A 15931-nucleotide genomic window follows, 5' to 3' on the forward strand; every position below is an offset into this window, starting at 1 on the left:
AGGGGAGGCGCGGCTGGAACTTGACCCTGCTGCATTGCGGCGTGTAAGGGCGCGCGGCTGCACGGGTTGACCGGGGGCAAGCCCTTGATAACCCATGTTTTGCGGGGCTTTCGCGGCCTGCTTGCGGCCGGCTTTTGACGGGTCCGCGGCCCCGCTGCCGTGCTGCGCTGCCGCAATTGGTTGCCGGAGCCATGCCTTTCGAGTAGGGTGGGGCTTCCGATTTTGCCATGGGGATGGGATGTATGGAACTGCGTGAACGGGTCAATTCGGCCCTGAAACAGGCTATGCGCGATCGGGCAGCAGACAGGCTCTCCACTCTGAGACTGATCAACGCTGCCATCAAGGACAAGGATATAGAGGCCCGCGGCGACGGCAACGAGGACGGGGTCGGGGATGCAGAGGTTCTCGCGATCCTCGGCAAGATGTCCCGCCAGCGTCAGGAAAGCGCCCGGGTCTACGAGGAAGGCGGTCGCATCGACCTCGCCGAGCAGGAGCGCTCGGAGATCGAGGTGATAGAGGAATTCCTGCCGCGCCAGCTCAGCGACGAGGAAGTCGCCAAGGCGATCGAATGCGCGATCAAGGAAACCGGCGCGGATTCGATCCGCGACATGGGCAAGGTGATGGGCTCGCTCAAGTCCAAGTACACCGGCCAGATCGACTTCGGGTCCGTGGGTCCGCAGGTCAAGGGGCGCCTCACCGCCTGAGAGACGGCCTGTGACCGCTCGCTTGCCAGCCATTTGCCAGCCAAGTGCGGGCTGTCGGTCCGGATCAGGGGCATGACAGGGCGCGGGACAGGGTCCGATCAAGACAAGAGCGAGAACAAGACAAGGGACGCCTTCGGGCGTCCTTTTTCGTTCAGGCGGTCCTGAGCCTGTCGGACCTGACGGTCATCTCGCCCGCGCCATTTGCCGTCGGATGGCTGCGTGACCGAGCGGGACAGGGCGTCCGGGTACGGGTTACGTGACCGCGGACCGGCGGGACGCTCATTCCGACAGGACCGGCCCGCTGCGGCCCTGCCTGTGGGCCTCCTCGGTCACCGACATCGTGGGGCCGCCGGTGCCGTGGCTGATTTCCAGCGTGGCGATGTCGAAGTCTTCGAGGCAGGTGGCGTTCACCCCGTATTGCGTCGGGTCCGAGCGGCGCTGGTGGAAGGTGTAGATGCCGCAGGTCGGGCAGAAGAAGTGCCGCGCGACGCCGGTGTTCCACCGATACTCGCTGAGCGCCTCCCACGGGGTGTCGAGCGTCAGTTCCTCGATGGGGACCGTCGCCATGATGGCGTTGCGGCGCCGGCAGAGCGAACAGTTGCAGGTGCGCGCCTCTTGCGGGGCGCGGGCGAGGCGGAAGCGGACCTGGCCGCAGTGGCAACTGCCGTGGATCTCGGTCATTGGTGTCTCCTGTCGGGGGCGAGGATACCCGCCACGGGCACAGGGACAAGGGCCGGGAACATGTGGGCCGGGTGCGGATCGGGGACTTGAGGAAGGTGCGGGCGCAGGCATGGCCACCGCGCGCGCCGGCAGGGCTGCCTGCCCCCTGGTGCAGTGGCCGTACCGGCGGCCTCTCTCTGGTCAGCGGTCAAATTTTCAGCGTGACGCGGCGGCGGGGGCCGGGCTCCGTGCCGGCTTGCTTGACAGGGTCGAAACCGGGTTCCTACGCTGAAGGGACAAGGCCGGCTGCAAGGGACGAAAGCGTCTGGCGCCGGAACGCACCGCGGGGGCCCGCATTTCGATGGCCCCTCGCGTACAGCATCACTCACGGACGACATGACTGCCGGCCCCACTCCCGGGCCGGATCGGAGACCTGTATGACCGAGGCCCTCAGTGCCGCCGGGGCCCGCCCGGCCCATGGCTGGAACCTGCTGCGCACCGAGGGCATCGCGCCCGGTGAACGGCTGGAGTTCTGGCGCCATGCCACCAGCACGCTGTTCCCGCCGACACAGGTGCGGCGGGCCAGCGGCGAGGGCTTCTATGGTCGCATCTCGTGGCAGGAGTTCGGGCGCGTTACGCTGGCGGATATCGTCTCGACCGATATCGAGGTGTCGCGCACCGAGGCGCAGATCGCCAGTGGCGACGACTGGTACGAGGTGAACCTGCAGGTCGAGGGTACCACCGCCTTCGCGCAGGGCGGGCGCGACGTGATCGCCCGCCCGCGCACCATGCTGCTCTATGACAGCCGGCAGCCCTACCGCATGCTCTTCGAGGGGCATTACCGGCAGCTCTCGCTCAAGGTGCCGCGGCAGGCGCTGCGCGACCGGGTGCCGGGGATCGACCTGCTGATCGCGCGCCCGATCCCCGCGGAAACCCTGCCGGGCCGCTTCCTCTATGACTTTGCCACCACGCTCTGCGATCTGGGGCAGGAGGGGCAGGCACAGGCCTTTGCCGGGCGGATCGAGGCCCATGTAATCGACCTGCTGGCCACCGCGCTTTCCGGTCTGGGGGAGGGTGTGCCGCTCTCGGCCGGGCGGCAGGCGCAGCTGGGGCGGGTGAAATCCCATGTCCTCGCCCAGCTCGACGATCCGGACCTGACCCCCGCCGCCATCGCGCAGGCCCAGCAGATCTCTCTGCGCTCGCTGTACGAGCTTTTCGAGGGCGAACCGCATCAGGTGGCTCAGTGGATCAAGCTGCAACGGCTGGACCGCATCCGCGCCGATCTCTGCGATCCGCTGCAGCAGGGGCTGCCGATCACCACCATTGCCCTGAAGCGGGGGTTCAAGGATTTCTCGCACTTCAGCCGGGCGTTCCGGGCCCGCTACGGGATTTCCCCGCGGGCATTCCGCAAGAGCCAGCTGCACTGAGCGGCAGGAGCGCCGCGCCCTGCAGCGGGCGCTCGCCCGGGCGCGCGGGGTGGCCGAGCCCCTCCGCTGACGGTCAACCTTTCCCGCAGGGGCGGCCATGTTCCGGCTCTGGCTGTGGCGCCGGGCGGGCTGTCTAATCCGCTGGAAACGCGGCGGTCCGGGGCAGGTCTCGCCGGTCTGTCCTGACCGCCCCACTGAACGGAGCTCCCCATGCGCCTCTGGATCAAGTCGCCGCTGGCCATGCTGGCCGATGCCGCCCCGGGCGGGCTGGTGGTCGAGGACGGGCGGATCGCCGAACTGGTCGGCGCGCAGGGGCCCGCCGCGCCCGTGGACGAGGTCTTTGACGCGTCGCGCCATGTCATCCTGCCGGGCCTCGTGAACACCCATCACCATTTCTTCCAGACCCTGACCCGCGCCCACCCGGAGGCGATCAACAAGGAGCTCTTTCCCTGGCTCAAGGCGCTCTATCCGCTCTGGGGGCAGCACCTGAACCGGGATAGGTTCCGCCTTGCGGTACGGCTGGCGCTGACCGAGCTGCTGATGTCGGGCTGCACCACCGCCTCGGATCACCTCTTCGTCTTTGCCGCCGACATGCCCGATGCCGTGGATATCGAGGCCGAGGAAGCGGCGACGCTGGGGATGCGGGTGGCGCTGACGCGGGGGGCGATCAACCTTGGCACCAAGTCGGGTGGCATCGCGGATGAGCGCCTGATGCAGGACTACGACACGGTGCTGTCGGACTGCGAACGGGTGCTGGGGCGCTACCACGATACCTCTCACGGGGCGATGACCACGGTGGCGCTGGCGCCCTGCGCGCCCTTCAACGTGACGAAACAGCTGATGAAGGACACGGCCCTGCTGGCCGAGACACACGATTGCCGCCTGCACACCCATCTGGGCGAGACCCATGACGAGGACGACTTCTGCCTGCACCATTTCGGCTGCCGTCCGCTCGATTACCTCGAAGAGGTCGGCTGGCTGTCGGACCGGGTCTGGCTGGCCCATGGCATCCACTTCGACGCGGGCGAAATCGAGAGGATAGGGCGGCATCGGATGGGGGTCTGCCATTGTCCGACCTCCAACATGCTGCTGGCCTCGGGGCAGTGCCGGACGAAGGACCTGGAGGCCGCTGGCGCCGTGGTGGGGCTGGGCGTGGATGGCTCTGCCTCCAACGACAATTCCAACATGATGGAAGGCGTGCGGCAGGCGCTGCTGCTGGGGCGGCTGACCTATGGCGCGGCGGCGGTGACCCATCACGATGTGCTGCGCTGGGCAAGCGAGGGCTCGGCGCACTGCCTCGGGCGCAGGGATATCGGCAAGATCGCGGTGGGGTATCAGGCGGATCTGGCGCTCTTCACGCTGGACGAATTGCGCTTCTCCGGGGCGGGGGACCCGCTGGCGGCGCTGGTGCTCTGCGGGGCGCATACGGCGGACCGGGTGATGGTGGGCGGCGACTGGCGGGTCGTGGATGGCCAGCCGGTGGGCGTGGATCTGATGCGGCTGCGCGAAGAGCATGGCGCGGCTGCGCGGGCGTTTCTGGAGGCGGTGTGAGGGGGCGGGCATGAGCTGACCTGTCTGGTGCAACGCTTGTGACCCACACGGAGGGCAGCGCCGTCCCGCGGGGTGGCGCATAAGCGCCGCCCCAGGGGGGCGGGTCGGCGCTGCCCGGCCTGCGGCCGGGCGGGACGTCATTTTGATGTGGGCACTCTGGTGCGGTGAGGACAGGTGCCGTGGCCGCTCCCGGGGGCTGCTGGATGTCCCTGTTGCACACAGCCCGCGGGCCCCCCGCCAGACATCCCCCGCACGGGCGGACAAGTTTTGCCGCGGTCCCGTCCCAGCCCGCCATCTGGCCCCCCGCCGGTGCCGATGGGACACTGCCGCATCCGTCCGAAGCACCGGCGCTTACCGGGCGGTGCAATCCGGATGACCCCATGAACAGCCCGCAGCGCAACACGCAGGAATGGCAGGTTCTCGACCGCGCCCATTACATGCATCCCTCCACCGACCATGCCGCCTTGCGCCAGACCGGCGCCCGCGTGGCGATGCACGCCGAGGGCATCCATGTGTGGGACAGCGACGGCAACCGGATGATCGACGGGCTCTCCGGGCTCGGCAACGTGAACCTTGGCTATGGCCGGACCGAGATCGTGCAGGCCGTCGCGGCCGAGATGCAGGATCTCTCCTACTGCCAGTCGTTCTTCAACACGACCCACCCGGCGGCGGTGCTGCTGGCGCAGAAGCTCTCGCAGATGCTGCCGGGCGACCTGAACCACGTCTTCTTCCAGTGCTCCGGCTCCGAGGCGAACGAGACCGCCGTGCGCGCCGTGCGCCGCTACTGGGACCTGAAGGGCCAGCCGGAGAAGCGCCTGCTGATCGCCCGCGAACTGGCCTACCACGGCTCGACCCACATGGCGGCCTCGCTGACCGGCATCCTGCCGATGCACGGGGCCGGGGGAGACATCCCGCTGCCTTCGGTCCACCGGATCAGGACGGCCTACCAGTATCGCAACGGCCCGGACATGACGGAGGAGGACTTCGGCCGCCTCGCCGCCAGCTGGCTTGAGGAGAAGATCCTCGAACTCGGCCCCGAGAATGTCGCGGCCTTCGTGGCGGAGCCTGCCCAATCCGCGGGCGGGGCGATCTGCCCGCCGATGACCTACTGGCCCGAGATCCAGCGCATCTGTCGCAAGTACGACGTGCTCCTCGTCCTCGACGAGGTGGTGATGGGCTTTGGCCGCACCGGGCAGTGGTTTGGCGCGGACTACTACGGCATCCAGCCCGACCTGATGCAGCTCGGCAAGGCGATCACCTCGGGCTACATGCCGCTCTCGGCCTGTGTCCTGTCGGACCGGGTCGCGGATGTGCTGATCGACCGGGGCGGCGAATGGGCGCATGGCTACACCTACTCGGGCCACCCGGCCAGCTGCGCCGCCGCGCTGGAAAACATCCGCATCCTCGAGGCGGAGGGCATCGTCAGCCGGGCGGGCCAGACGCTGGCGCCCTATTTCGCCGCGAAAATGGAGAGTTTCGCCGATCATCCGCTGATCGGGGACATCCGCCACGTGGGCCTGATGGGCGGGATGGAGATCGTCCGCGACAAGACAACCCGCGCGGCCTACCCCTACGAGGCGAGGATCGGGGCCTTCTGTTCCGAGGAGGCGGGCAAACGCGGTCTGGCCTTCCGGGCCAATGGCGATACGATGAGCCTCATGCCGCCCCTGATCATCACCGAGTCCCAGCTGGACGAGGTGTTCGACATCGCCCGGGAGGCGCTTGATGCCACGGCCAAGGCCTTTGGCGTGATCTGAACTTCCGAGACCGGACCCGAATGCCCGACAAAGCTCTCTTCTATATCGACGGCCTGTGGGTTGCCCCCACCGGCCCGCAGTCCATCCCCGTCGTGAACCCCGCCACCGAGGAGGTTGTCGCCCGCGTCGGCGCCGGCACGCCAGAGGACGTGGACCGCGCCGTCGCCGCCGCGCGGAGGGCCTTCCCGGCCTTCGCCGCCACCTGCAAGCGGGGCCGCGCCATGCTGCTGCGCCGGATCGCCGATGTCTTCGAGGCCCGGCAGGAGGAACTGGCCGCCCTCGTCACCATGGAGATGGGCTCCCCCCGCGATCTCTCCATGTGGATGCAGACCGGCGCCTCGATCACCTATTTCCGCGAGGCGGCGAACATCCTCGACGGGTTCGACTTTGCCCCCGAGGGGCAGGGCATGGCCGAGACCTCGCGCCTGCGGCTGGAGCCGATCGGCGTCGTGGGGCTGATCACGCCGTGGAACTGGCCTCTGAACCAGATCGTGACCAAGCTGGCCCCGGCACTGGCGGCGGGCTGTACCGTGGTGCTGAAGCCGTCCGAGATCTCGCCGCTCTCGGCGCTGCTGCTGGCCGAGGTGCTGGAGGAGGCGGGCGTGCCGCCGGGGGTCTTCAACCTCGTGAATGGCACCGGGCCGGACGTGGGCTCCGCGATCTCGAAGCACCCGGGCATCGACATGGTCTCCTTCACCGGCTCGACCCGGGCGGGCGTGCAGGTGGCCATCGACGCGGCCCCCACGGTCAAGCGGGTGCATCAGGAACTGGGCGGCAAATCCGCCAATATCGTGCTGGCGGATGCGGACCTCGACCTGGCCGTGACGGACGGGCTGGCGCGGATCTTCATCAACTCGGGTCAAAGCTGCATCGCCCCCAGCCGGATGCTGGTGCCCGAGGCGCTGAAGGACGAGATGCTGGCGCGGCTGGTGGCCGGGGCCGCCAATGTCGTCGTCGGCGATCCGACCGAGGCCACGACAACCATGGGGCCGGTCAGCAATGTCGCGCAATACGACCGGGTGCAGGCGATGATCGGCAAGGGGATCGACGCGGGTGCGACGCTGGTGCTGGGGGGCCTCGGCAAGCCCGAGGGGCTGAACCGCGGCTTCTATGTCCGGCCCACGATCTTTGCGGATGTGACCAACGACATGGAGATCGCCCGGCAGGAGATTTTCGGCCCCGTGCTCTCGGTGCTGACCTATGCGGACGAGGACGAGGCCGTCGAGATCGCCAATGACAGCGACTATGGCCTTGCGGGCTATATCTATTCCCGCGACGTGGGCCGGGCCAATGCGCTTGCCGACCGGCTGCGGGCGGGGCGCATCTTCCTCAACAACCCGCCCTTCGATTTCAACGCGCCCTTCGGCGGCTACAAGCAGTCCGGCAACGGGCGCGAGCTGGGCGAATTCGGGATGCGCGATTTCCTCGAAGTGAAGGCCGTGCTGGGTGCGCGCCCGGTGGAGGGCTGAGCTTGGCCAAGGCGCCAGCCGACCACGGGCCCGATGAGGTCAGGCGCGATGAGGCTCTGCCCGATGAGGTTAGCCCCCGCGAGGGCCGTCTCGATGACGCCGGGCTCCTTGACGCCGGACCCATTGAAGTCAGCCCCGCCGATCTGGTGATCGAGAACGCGGGCAAGACCTTCGCCACGCCGCAGGGTCCGTTGCAGGCGGTGGCGCCGGTGAACCTGAAGGTCGCGCGCGGCTCCTTCGTGGCGCTGATCGGGCCATCGGGATGCGGCAAGTCTACCCTGTTGCGGATGATCGCGGGGCTCGAGACGCCCGACGCGGGCGGCGGTCTGCGCATCCGGGGCAAGCAGCCCGAGGTCTTCCGCGCCGAGGGCGGGCTTGGCATCGCATTTCAGGACGCGGCCCTGCTGCCGTGGCGCTCGGTCTATGCCAACGTGGCCTTCCCGTTGCAGGTGCTGGGCCGCAAGGTGAAGCCCGAGGACGCCCGGATCCGCGAGATGATCGCCCTTGTCGGCCTCGCGGGCTACGAGGAGGCGCTGCCGTCGCAACTCTCGGGCGGGATGCGGCAACGGGTGGCGATCGCGCGGGCGCTGGTGACGCAGCCCTCGGTCCTGCTTCTGGACGAGCCTTTCGGGGCGCTCGACCAGATCCTGCGTCGGACGATGAACATCGAGTTGCAGCGGATCTGGGCCGCGCAGCGGACCACGACGCTGCTGGTGACCCACGGGATCGACGAGGCGGTCTTCCTCGCGGACGAGATCGTGGTGATGGCCGCCAAGCCGGGCCGGATCGCGGAGGTGGTGAAGGTGCCCTTCGCACAGCCCCGCGGGCCGGAGCTTTTCGCCGCGCCGGAGTTTCACGCGCTCTGCGAGGCGCTGATGCACAAGCTGCACCCGGAGGTGGCGGGGGGGTGAGGGGCTCAGGTTATGCCTGCACCCAAGCCAAGCCCGAGAGATAGGGCCGCCCCTAGGCCGTAGATCAATCTGAACTGGCATTGCAGTGCATGCGAGGCTAGGTGCTGAGCTCCCGCGAAACCCGAGGGCCGCGCCCGCACTGGGGTCGGAGGGCGTCTCGCAAAGGCTCCGGGGGAGCCTTTGAGCCCCGAGAGGGCGACAGCCCCGGTGCGCAGAGCGCACCCGCCCCTGGGGCAGGGCGGGCGCGGCCCGGACGCGGGGCGTCCTGTCGGTGATTTGCAGAGAGCGAGGGGCTTGGGGCGGGCAGAGGGGACTTTGCTGCACTTTGCCGGAGGGGGCGGCTGTCCCGCGTCAGCCTTGGCCCTTCAACCACTCGATCTCGACGAAGGCCCCGCCCGGCACCTTCAAATAGGCCGCGCGGCCGCCGGGCCAGTCGATTGGCGCGCCGATGACCTCGGCCCCGGCCTCCGCGCACGCCCGTAAAGCCGCGTCGAAATCCGCCACGTGGAAGGCCACATGCCCCGCGCCGGGCCGCCATGGCGCGGCGTCCGCGGCCATCGCCCCGCCCGCGCGGTGAAAGCAGATCACCTCCAGCACCACGCCGCCCGCCGGCCCGCGCATCTGGACGAAATCGCAGCTCAGCCCGGCCTCGCCTGCCATCACGGCGATGTCGGTCATGCCGTCCTCGCGGACCTCGACGGCGTAGCCGAAGACCGTCTCGAAGAAGGCCACCGCCGGGTCCAGCGCCGCCACGCTGAGCGAGGCGTGATGCAGCCGCGCGCCGATCACACGCGCACCCGGCGTTCCAGCGCGCCCACGATCTCGTAGACCGCGACCGAGATCACGATCGAGACCACCGCTCCGGCCCAGACCATCTCGTAGTCCAGCCGTGCGCGCGCCATGTTCAGAAGGTTCCCCAAGCCGATCCCCGACAACAGCCACTCCGCCACCATGACCCCCAGCAGCGCCTGCGGCGCCACCAGCCGGGCGGCGGCAAAGAGATAGCTGATCGAATAGGGAATGGCGACATGCACCAGCTGCTTCATCCTCCCGCCGCCATAGACCTGCACGAGGTCATTGGCCGCCCGCGGAATGGTCGAGAAGCCCTGGTTCAGCAGCACGTAGGCCGGAAAGAAGACGACCAGCACCGCCATGAAGACCGAGGCGGTGACTCCGCGCCCGAACATCAGCACCACGAAGGGGACGAGCGCCACCAGCGGCATGTTCTGCAACACCATCGCCACCGGCAGAAGCGCCCGCGCCAGCGTCGGCGCGAGGATCGAGAGCGCCGCGAGGACAAAGGCGAAGCCCAGCCCCGCCAGCAGTCCCAGCCCCGCCATGGGCAGGGTCTGGCCGAGGGCAGCGAAGAGATCGCGCCAGCCGCCGTCGAGCACGAAGTCCAGCGTGCGCAGCGGGCCGGGTGCGACGATCGGGTTGATCCCCGTGAGCCACAAGCCGAGGGACCAGAGCACGAAGGGCAGGACGGCGGCCACGAGCGCCAGCGCCCAGACCCGCCAGCGGTCGCCGGGGCTGGGCAGGGTGGGGCGAGCGGCGGCCATGGTGACGGCGGAGGTCGAGGACGCCAGCCGCCGCGCGGGCAGCAGGAAGGCCACGAAGCCTGCAAGCGCGATCAGCGAGGTGGCGATGCCGATACCCCAGAGCCGCGCGGGAATGCCCTGCGGCAGGGCGGCAAGGAGGAAGGTGCCGAAGCCCCAGCGGGCGCCGGAGCCGAACTCCCCCAGCACCGCCCCCAGCACGGCGAGGGGGGCGGCCACCCGCAACCCGGCCAGCAGCGAGGGCAGGGCCCCGCGCAGCCGTACGTGGCGCATCAGCTTGCCCGGCCCCCCGCCATAGACGGCGACAAGGTCGGCCAGCCGCGGGTCCACCTCCTTCAGCCCCAGCAGGCAGGTCGACATGGCGGGGAAATAGACCATCAGCGCGGCAAGGATGATCTGCGGCCAGTTGCCCTGAAAGAAGATCACCAGCAGCGGGCCGATGACGATGGCGGGCATGGCGAAGATCGCGATGTTGAGGCCCCGGAACGCCAGCTCCAGCGCGGGGGAGAGGCAGAAGACGAAGGCCGCCAGCAGGGCAGCGGCGGTCCCGATCAGGAACCCCAGCCCGGCCGAGCGCAGGGTGCTTAGACCGTGGAGCCAGTAGAGCTCCCGGTCCGTCCAGAACTGCGCAAGAATGCGGTCCGGCGGCGGCAGGATGAAGCGGCCCCACTCGGTCGTATGGCCGACGTATTCCCACAGCGCGAAGAGCGCGAGCGTCCCGATCAGGATGCGGAGCGGGGCCTGCCGGTCGCTGCTGGGAGTCATGGATCGTCCTTTGCCTGAGACGCGCCGCCAGCCTGCCATCGCCCGCAGTGCAGGGCAATCGGGGCGAGGGAAGGCAGGCTGGCCGCGCATGGGAAAAGTGAAGCCTGTTGCTTGATCAGACGCCAGTTGGGGCACTGGTCCGGCGTGGCGCAAAAATATGCCTGTCCGTGCGTGGGTTTGGCGGGCGCGTGGGGACCGGGCAGCGCGGGCCGGAAAGCGGTGATTGCCTGCGGAAGGAGGGCCGCTGCGCGCGCCCTGGACAGTGAAGGGTGGGGAGGCGCGTTGAGCGAGCTTCTGAAAAATAAATGTAAGTCAGCGTGTTAGCATATGTTGTCCCGGGCTCTCCGCGCGGGGGCGCCCGTTGTCCGAGGCGCACCGGCTTGCCGCCCGCGCCCGTTGTTTCGGGAGGACGCGATCGTGCATCAGGCCGGCCCGAACCACCCGGGGCGGCCCCTGTCCCGCCTCTCGCGGTTTTGTTGACTTGGCCCCCGGCGGCTTTCCTAATCAGCCCGGAGAATGCGCAGGCCACCCGTCGGAACCGGGAGAGCACGGCGCCATCCGTCACAGGGAGAGACCCGATGAAATCCATGATGTCCCGCCGCGCCTTCACGCGCACCGCGCTCGCCGGCCTTGCGGCTGCGCCCTATGGCGGGCTGATCCGCCCCGCCCGTGCCGCCGACCTGACCGAGGTCTCGTTCCAGTCGATCTGGATCAACGACCCGGAGTTCAGCGGCTACTACATCGCCATGCAGGAGGGCTACTACGCGGAGGAGGGGCTCGAGATCAATTACCTGCCCGGCGGGCCCGACGTGATCCCGCAGGCCTCGCTGCTGACCGGCAAGGCGGATATCGCCCTGACCTCGACCATCGAATGCGCTGAGGCGATCGTCAACAAGGGCGCCAGGTTCAAGGTCGTGGGAGCGCAGTTCCAGAAGAGCCCGGACAGCATCATCAGCCTCGAGGAGACCGGCATCAAGACGGTGCAGGACCTCGTCGGCAAGACCGTCGCCTGCCCGCCGCTGAACGCAGGCCCCTTCGAGGTGCTGCTGGAACTGAACGGCGTGGCCAAGAGCGACGTCACCATCGTGCCCTACACCTTCGACCCCACGCCGCTGGCCACGGGGCAGGTGGATGCGGTCATCGACTTCATGACCTCGCTGCCCTTCATCGTCGAGCAGACCTCGGGCAAGAAGACCTCCTTCATCCTCTTCTCCGACGCGGGCATGGCCTTCGGGCAGGACCTCGTCACCGTGAACGAGGAGTACCTCGCCGAAAACCGCGAGACGGTGGTGGGCTTCCTCCGTGCCAGCCGGAAGGGCTGGGAGGACGAATTCGCCGATCCCGAGAAATACGGCAAGATGTTCGAAGAGACCTGGTACAAGGGCAACGGCTATACCCCCGAGGCGACCAAGTTCCACGCCAATATCCAGATCCCGCTGATGGATCACCCGGGCGGTGTCTTCTCCATGGATGATGCCTGGATAGACGCCTCCATCGCCTCGCTGGCGAAGATCGGAATGGAGGCGCCCCGGGACATGTTCGATCCTTCCCTGCTGGACGAGATCTGATAACAGATCTGCATGACTGATACATCCTCTGCCCTCTTCATGCCCTTCACCACGCGGGGCGTGACCTTCAAGAACCGCATCGTCGTTTCGCCCATGTGCCAATACGCGGCCGTGGACGGCCACGCGACGGACTGGCACTTCGAGCACTATGCGCGCCTCGCCCTCGGCGGGGTGGGCGGCTGCGTCGTGGAAAGCACCGGGGTGCTGCCGCAGGGGCGGATCACGCCCGGCTGTCTGGGCATCTGGTCCGATGAGCATGTGGGCGGCCTGTCGAAGATCGTGGAGAGCTTCAAGCGGCAGGGTGCGGCCATCGGGCTGCAACTGGGCCATGCCGGGCGCAAGGGCTCGTCCGCGACGCCGTGGGACGGCGGGCGCGGCCTGCCGGAGGGCGATCCGCAGGGCTGGACCTGCGAGGCGCCTTCGGCCATCTCCTACGACGGCGAACGCCCCGCGCCCCATGCGCTGACGGTCGAGGAGATCGCCGGCATCGTCACCGCCTTCGCCGAGGCCGCGAAACGCGCCGTGGCGGCGGGCTTCGACTTCGTCGAGCTGCACGGCGCCCATGGCTACCTGATCCACTCCTTCGTCTCGCCGGTCTCGAACACGCGCGACGACGCCTATGGCGGCAGCGCTGAGAACCGGATGCGCCTGCCGCTGGAGATCGCCGCCGCCGTGCGCGCGGCGCTGCCGGAGGAGATGCCGCTCTTCTACCGGGCCTCCTGCATCGACCGGCTGGGGGATGAGGGCATCCAGCTGGAGGATACCGTCGAACTGGCCAGGCGGCTGAAAGCCGTGGGCGTCGACGTGATGGACTGTTCCGGCGGGGGCGTGCTGCTGCGCACCAATCCCGGCCAGATCAAGGAAGGCCCCGGCTTCCAGGTGGGCTTCGCCGAACGCATCCGCGCCGAGGCGGGCATCGCGACCATGGCCGTGGGCGGGATCACCGATCCCGCGCAGGCCGAGGAGATCGTGGCGCAGGGTCGGGCGGACCTCTGTGCGCTGGGCAAGGAGATGCTGGCGGACAGCAACTTCGCCCACCGCGCGGCGCTGGCGCTGGACATCGAGAAGCCGGATTTCGTCCTGCCGCAGCGCTACGCCTTCTACCTGCAGTTCCGGCCCCGGGCATGATCCCGCGGCCCCTCGGAGGGATGGGGGCGGTGACGCTCTGCCGGGCGCTTGTCCCCGGTGTTTCGAACGGGAGTGTTTCGATCGGGGGCAGGGGATGAGCGCGCCGGTCGCAGGGCTGCCCTCCGCGCCGCTTGGGCGGACGGGGCTGACGGTCTCACGGATCGGCTTCGGCTGTGCGCCGCTGGGGGATTTCTTCGACCGGCTGGACGAGCGCCAGTGTCTCGACACGGTGGCGGCCGCCCATGCGGCGGGCGTCACGCTCTTCGACGTGGCGCCGCACTATGGCAACGGGCTGGCAGAGCACCGGCTGGGCACCGCCCTGCGCGGGATGGACCGGGGGCGGATCGTGCTGTCCTCCAAGGTCGGGCGCTACATGGTGCCGCAACGCGGGGCGGGGCCCGCGCGGGGCTTTACCGGCGGTCTGCCGCACCGGGCCGTCTTCGACTACAGCCACGACGGCACCCTGCGCGCGGTGGAGCAATCGCTGCTGCGGCTGGGGACGGACCGGCTGGATCTCGCGCTGATCCACGATGTCGACGACTGGACCCACGGGGTCGAGGGTGCCGAGGCGCGTTTTGCCGAGGCCATGCAAGGTGCGGTGCCCGCGCTGGAGCGGCTGAAGGCCGAGGGCGTGGTGGGCGCGATCGGGCTGGGGCTGGATGATCACGTCTTTGCCGAGCGTTTCCTGCGAGCGGGCGATTTCGACGTGCTGCTGCTGGCGGGGCGTTATTCGCTGCTGGAACAGCCCGCTGCCGCGACGCTGCTGCCGCTGGCGGCGGCGCAGGGGGTCGGCGTGATCCTCGGCGGGGTCTTCAACTCCGGCATCCTCGCCACCGGGGCGGTGGCGGGCGCGCGCTACAACTACGACCCGGCGCCGGAGGAGATCATGTCGCAGGTGGCGCGGATCGAGGCCGTCTGCGCGGCCCACGGCACGCCGCTGCCGGTGGCGGCGCTGCACTTCGCCCTCGGCCATCCGGCGGTGGCGAGCGTGGTGCTGGGCGCCGTGCATCCGCAGGAGGTGACCCGCAACATCGCCGCGCTGGATGCCGTGCCGCCCGCCGCGCTCTGGTCCGATCTGCGGGCCGAGGGGCTGATCTCGGAGACGGCCGTCCTGCCATGAGCGGCGCCCGGGGTGACGTGATGCCGGCTTGCGTCAGGCCGATCCTGTCGCGATGCTGTCAGAACGATCATCTTTGCGCGAGCGGATCGGCGGAGATCTGCTCTTCCCTTTCCTGTGCGCCCCGGATCGGTAAGGTGTTCCCCGTCCGATAAGGGGGGAACCGCAGGCAGCATGAATGTCGAGCTGAGGAATTTCACGTATATCACGGCGCTCGTGCTCATGCTCGGCTGGCTTCTCCACATCGGCAAGGCGGTGCTGCTGCCGGTGATGCTGGCCATGATCGCCCTCTACATCGTCACCTCCGCCGCAAGCCGCCTGCAACGGGTGCCGCTGATGGGGCGGCTGTCTGCGCCACTGCGCCGGGCGCTGGTGCTGCTGCTCTTCGCGGCCATCGTGGGGCTGGTGATCACCTACCTCGTCAGCACGCTGAGCCAGGTCGCCTCGGTCCTGCCGCGCTACGAGAGCAACCTGAACGCGCTCGTCACCCGCACCGCGCGTATCCTCGGTGTGGATGACGAACCCACGTGGGAGACGATCCGCGATGCGACGCTGGGGCAGATCAGCCTGCAGCAATGGGTCACCCCGGTGATTTACTCGGTGCAGGGCCTCAGCGGGATGCTCTTCCTCGTGGTGCTCTACTCCTTCTTCTTCATGGCCGAACGGGGGCGTATGGCCTCGAAGTTGCTGCTGGCGCTGAACGATCAGGAGAAGGGCAAGCGGGCGCTGGCGATCCTGGCGCGGATCAATGCGCGGGTCGGTGAATACCTGTCGGTGAAGACCGTGGTGAACATCATCCTCGGCGTGCTCTGCTTCGTGATCATGTATCTCTTCGGGCTGGAGTTCGCGCTCTTCTGGGCGATCCTGATCGGGCTGCTGAACTACATCCCCTACATCGGCTCGATGATCGGGGTGATCTTCCCGGTGCTGCTGAGCCTCGCGCAGTTCGGCAGCTTCGGCTGGGCGGGCGCGCTGGCGATCCTGCTGACCACGGCGCAGATCGGCGTGGCCTCCTACCTCGAGCCGATGATGATGAGCCGGGCCTTCAACCTCTCGCCCTTCGTGGTGCTGCTGGCCCTGGCGTTCTGGAGTGCGCTCTGGGGGCTTTCGGGCGCGATGCTGGCGGTTCCGCTGACCGCGACGCTGATCATCGTGCTGGCCGAAATCCCGCCGACGCGGCCCGTGGCGATCATGCTTTCGGCAAACGGCAAGGTGTAGCCGCACATATTTTCCTTACGCAGGGGTGGTTTACAAAACTGTCACCCAAGCGTCATCCATGCATCACCGAACGCGCTGATACCTCCGACAATCTTTTCAG

General features: G+C 68.6%; 13 protein-coding genes. 10 read left to right on the top strand and 3 right to left on the bottom strand.

Annotated elements, in window-relative coordinates; genetic code table 11:
- Window positions 1–242: 242 nt before the first annotated feature.
- Complete coding sequence (locus ACX9MO_RS11080; protein ID WP_222493553.1) at window positions 243–704, top strand: GatB/YqeY domain-containing protein; 462 nt, start codon at window positions 243–245, stop codon at window positions 702–704.
- Window positions 705–983: 279 nt separating this feature from the next.
- Here ACX9MO_RS11080 and ACX9MO_RS11085 read toward each other — a convergent pair whose 3' ends face one another.
- Window positions 984–1385 carry a GFA family protein gene (locus ACX9MO_RS11085; protein ID WP_462211874.1) on the bottom strand — a complete coding sequence of 134 codons (402 nt, stop codon included), beginning with the start codon at window positions 1383–1385 and terminating at the stop codon, window positions 984–986.
- Between the two features lie 416 nt (window positions 1386–1801).
- On the opposite strand from ACX9MO_RS11085, the gene ACX9MO_RS11090 reads away from it, so the two are divergent.
- The 5 genes from ACX9MO_RS11090 (at window position 1802) to ACX9MO_RS11110 (ending at window position 8479) form a co-directional block, all read left to right on the top strand.
- Window positions 1802–2791, top strand: coding sequence for an AraC-like ligand-binding domain-containing protein (locus tag ACX9MO_RS11090; protein WP_462211875.1), 990 nt, complete (start codon window positions 1802–1804; stop codon window positions 2789–2791).
- 210 nt (window positions 2792–3001) lie between these two features.
- Window positions 3002–4342, top strand: coding sequence for an 8-oxoguanine deaminase (locus tag ACX9MO_RS11095; RefSeq protein WP_462211876.1), 1341 nt, complete (start codon window positions 3002–3004; stop codon window positions 4340–4342).
- Window positions 4343–4722: 380 nt separating this feature from the next.
- Window positions 4723–6099: an aminotransferase gene (locus tag ACX9MO_RS11100; protein ID WP_462211877.1), complete on the top strand. Its 1377-nt coding sequence runs from the start codon at window positions 4723–4725 to the stop codon at window positions 6097–6099.
- 20 nt (window positions 6100–6119) lie between these two features.
- Window positions 6120–7568, top strand: coding sequence for an aldehyde dehydrogenase family protein (locus ACX9MO_RS11105; protein ID WP_462211878.1), 1449 nt, complete (start codon window positions 6120–6122; stop codon window positions 7566–7568).
- Between the two features lie 2 nt (window positions 7569–7570).
- Complete coding sequence (locus ACX9MO_RS11110) at window positions 7571–8479, top strand: ABC transporter ATP-binding protein (RefSeq protein ID WP_462211879.1); 909 nt, start codon at window positions 7571–7573, stop codon at window positions 8477–8479.
- Window positions 8480–8830: 351 nt separating this feature from the next.
- On the opposite strand, the gene ACX9MO_RS11115 is transcribed toward ACX9MO_RS11110, so the two are convergent.
- Together ACX9MO_RS11115 and ACX9MO_RS11120 are read right to left on the bottom strand one after the other, a co-directional pair.
- Entirely contained in the window at window positions 8831–9268 is a 438-nt protein-coding gene (locus ACX9MO_RS11115) for a VOC family protein (RefSeq protein ID WP_462211880.1), read from the bottom strand.
- Entirely contained in the window at window positions 9265–10800 is a 1536-nt protein-coding gene (locus ACX9MO_RS11120; RefSeq protein WP_462211881.1) for an ABC transporter permease, read from the bottom strand. The genes ACX9MO_RS11115 and ACX9MO_RS11120 overlap by 4 nt, the downstream gene beginning before the upstream one ends.
- A gap of 578 nt (window positions 10801–11378) precedes the next feature.
- Here ACX9MO_RS11120 and ACX9MO_RS11125 point away from each other — a divergent pair.
- From ACX9MO_RS11125 to ACX9MO_RS11140, 4 genes are all read left to right on the top strand, one after another.
- On the top strand, window positions 11379–12368 hold the full coding sequence (locus tag ACX9MO_RS11125; protein WP_462211882.1) for an ABC transporter substrate-binding protein: 990 nt from the start codon (window positions 11379–11381) through the stop codon (window positions 12366–12368).
- Window positions 12369–12380: 12 nt separating this feature from the next.
- Entirely contained in the window at window positions 12381–13496 is a 1116-nt protein-coding gene (locus ACX9MO_RS11130; protein ID WP_462211883.1) for an NADH:flavin oxidoreductase/NADH oxidase, read from the top strand.
- Window positions 13497–13590: 94 nt separating this feature from the next.
- On the top strand, window positions 13591–14616 hold the full coding sequence (locus tag ACX9MO_RS11135) for an aldo/keto reductase (protein ID WP_462211884.1): 1026 nt from the start codon (window positions 13591–13593) through the stop codon (window positions 14614–14616).
- 171 nt (window positions 14617–14787) lie between these two features.
- Window positions 14788–15831 carry an AI-2E family transporter gene (locus ACX9MO_RS11140; protein WP_222493529.1) on the top strand — a complete coding sequence of 348 codons (1044 nt, stop codon included), beginning with the start codon at window positions 14788–14790 and terminating at the stop codon, window positions 15829–15831.
- Window positions 15832–15931: the final 100 nt, after the last annotated feature.

It is taken from the genome of Pseudooceanicola profundus (genome assembly GCF_054919315.1).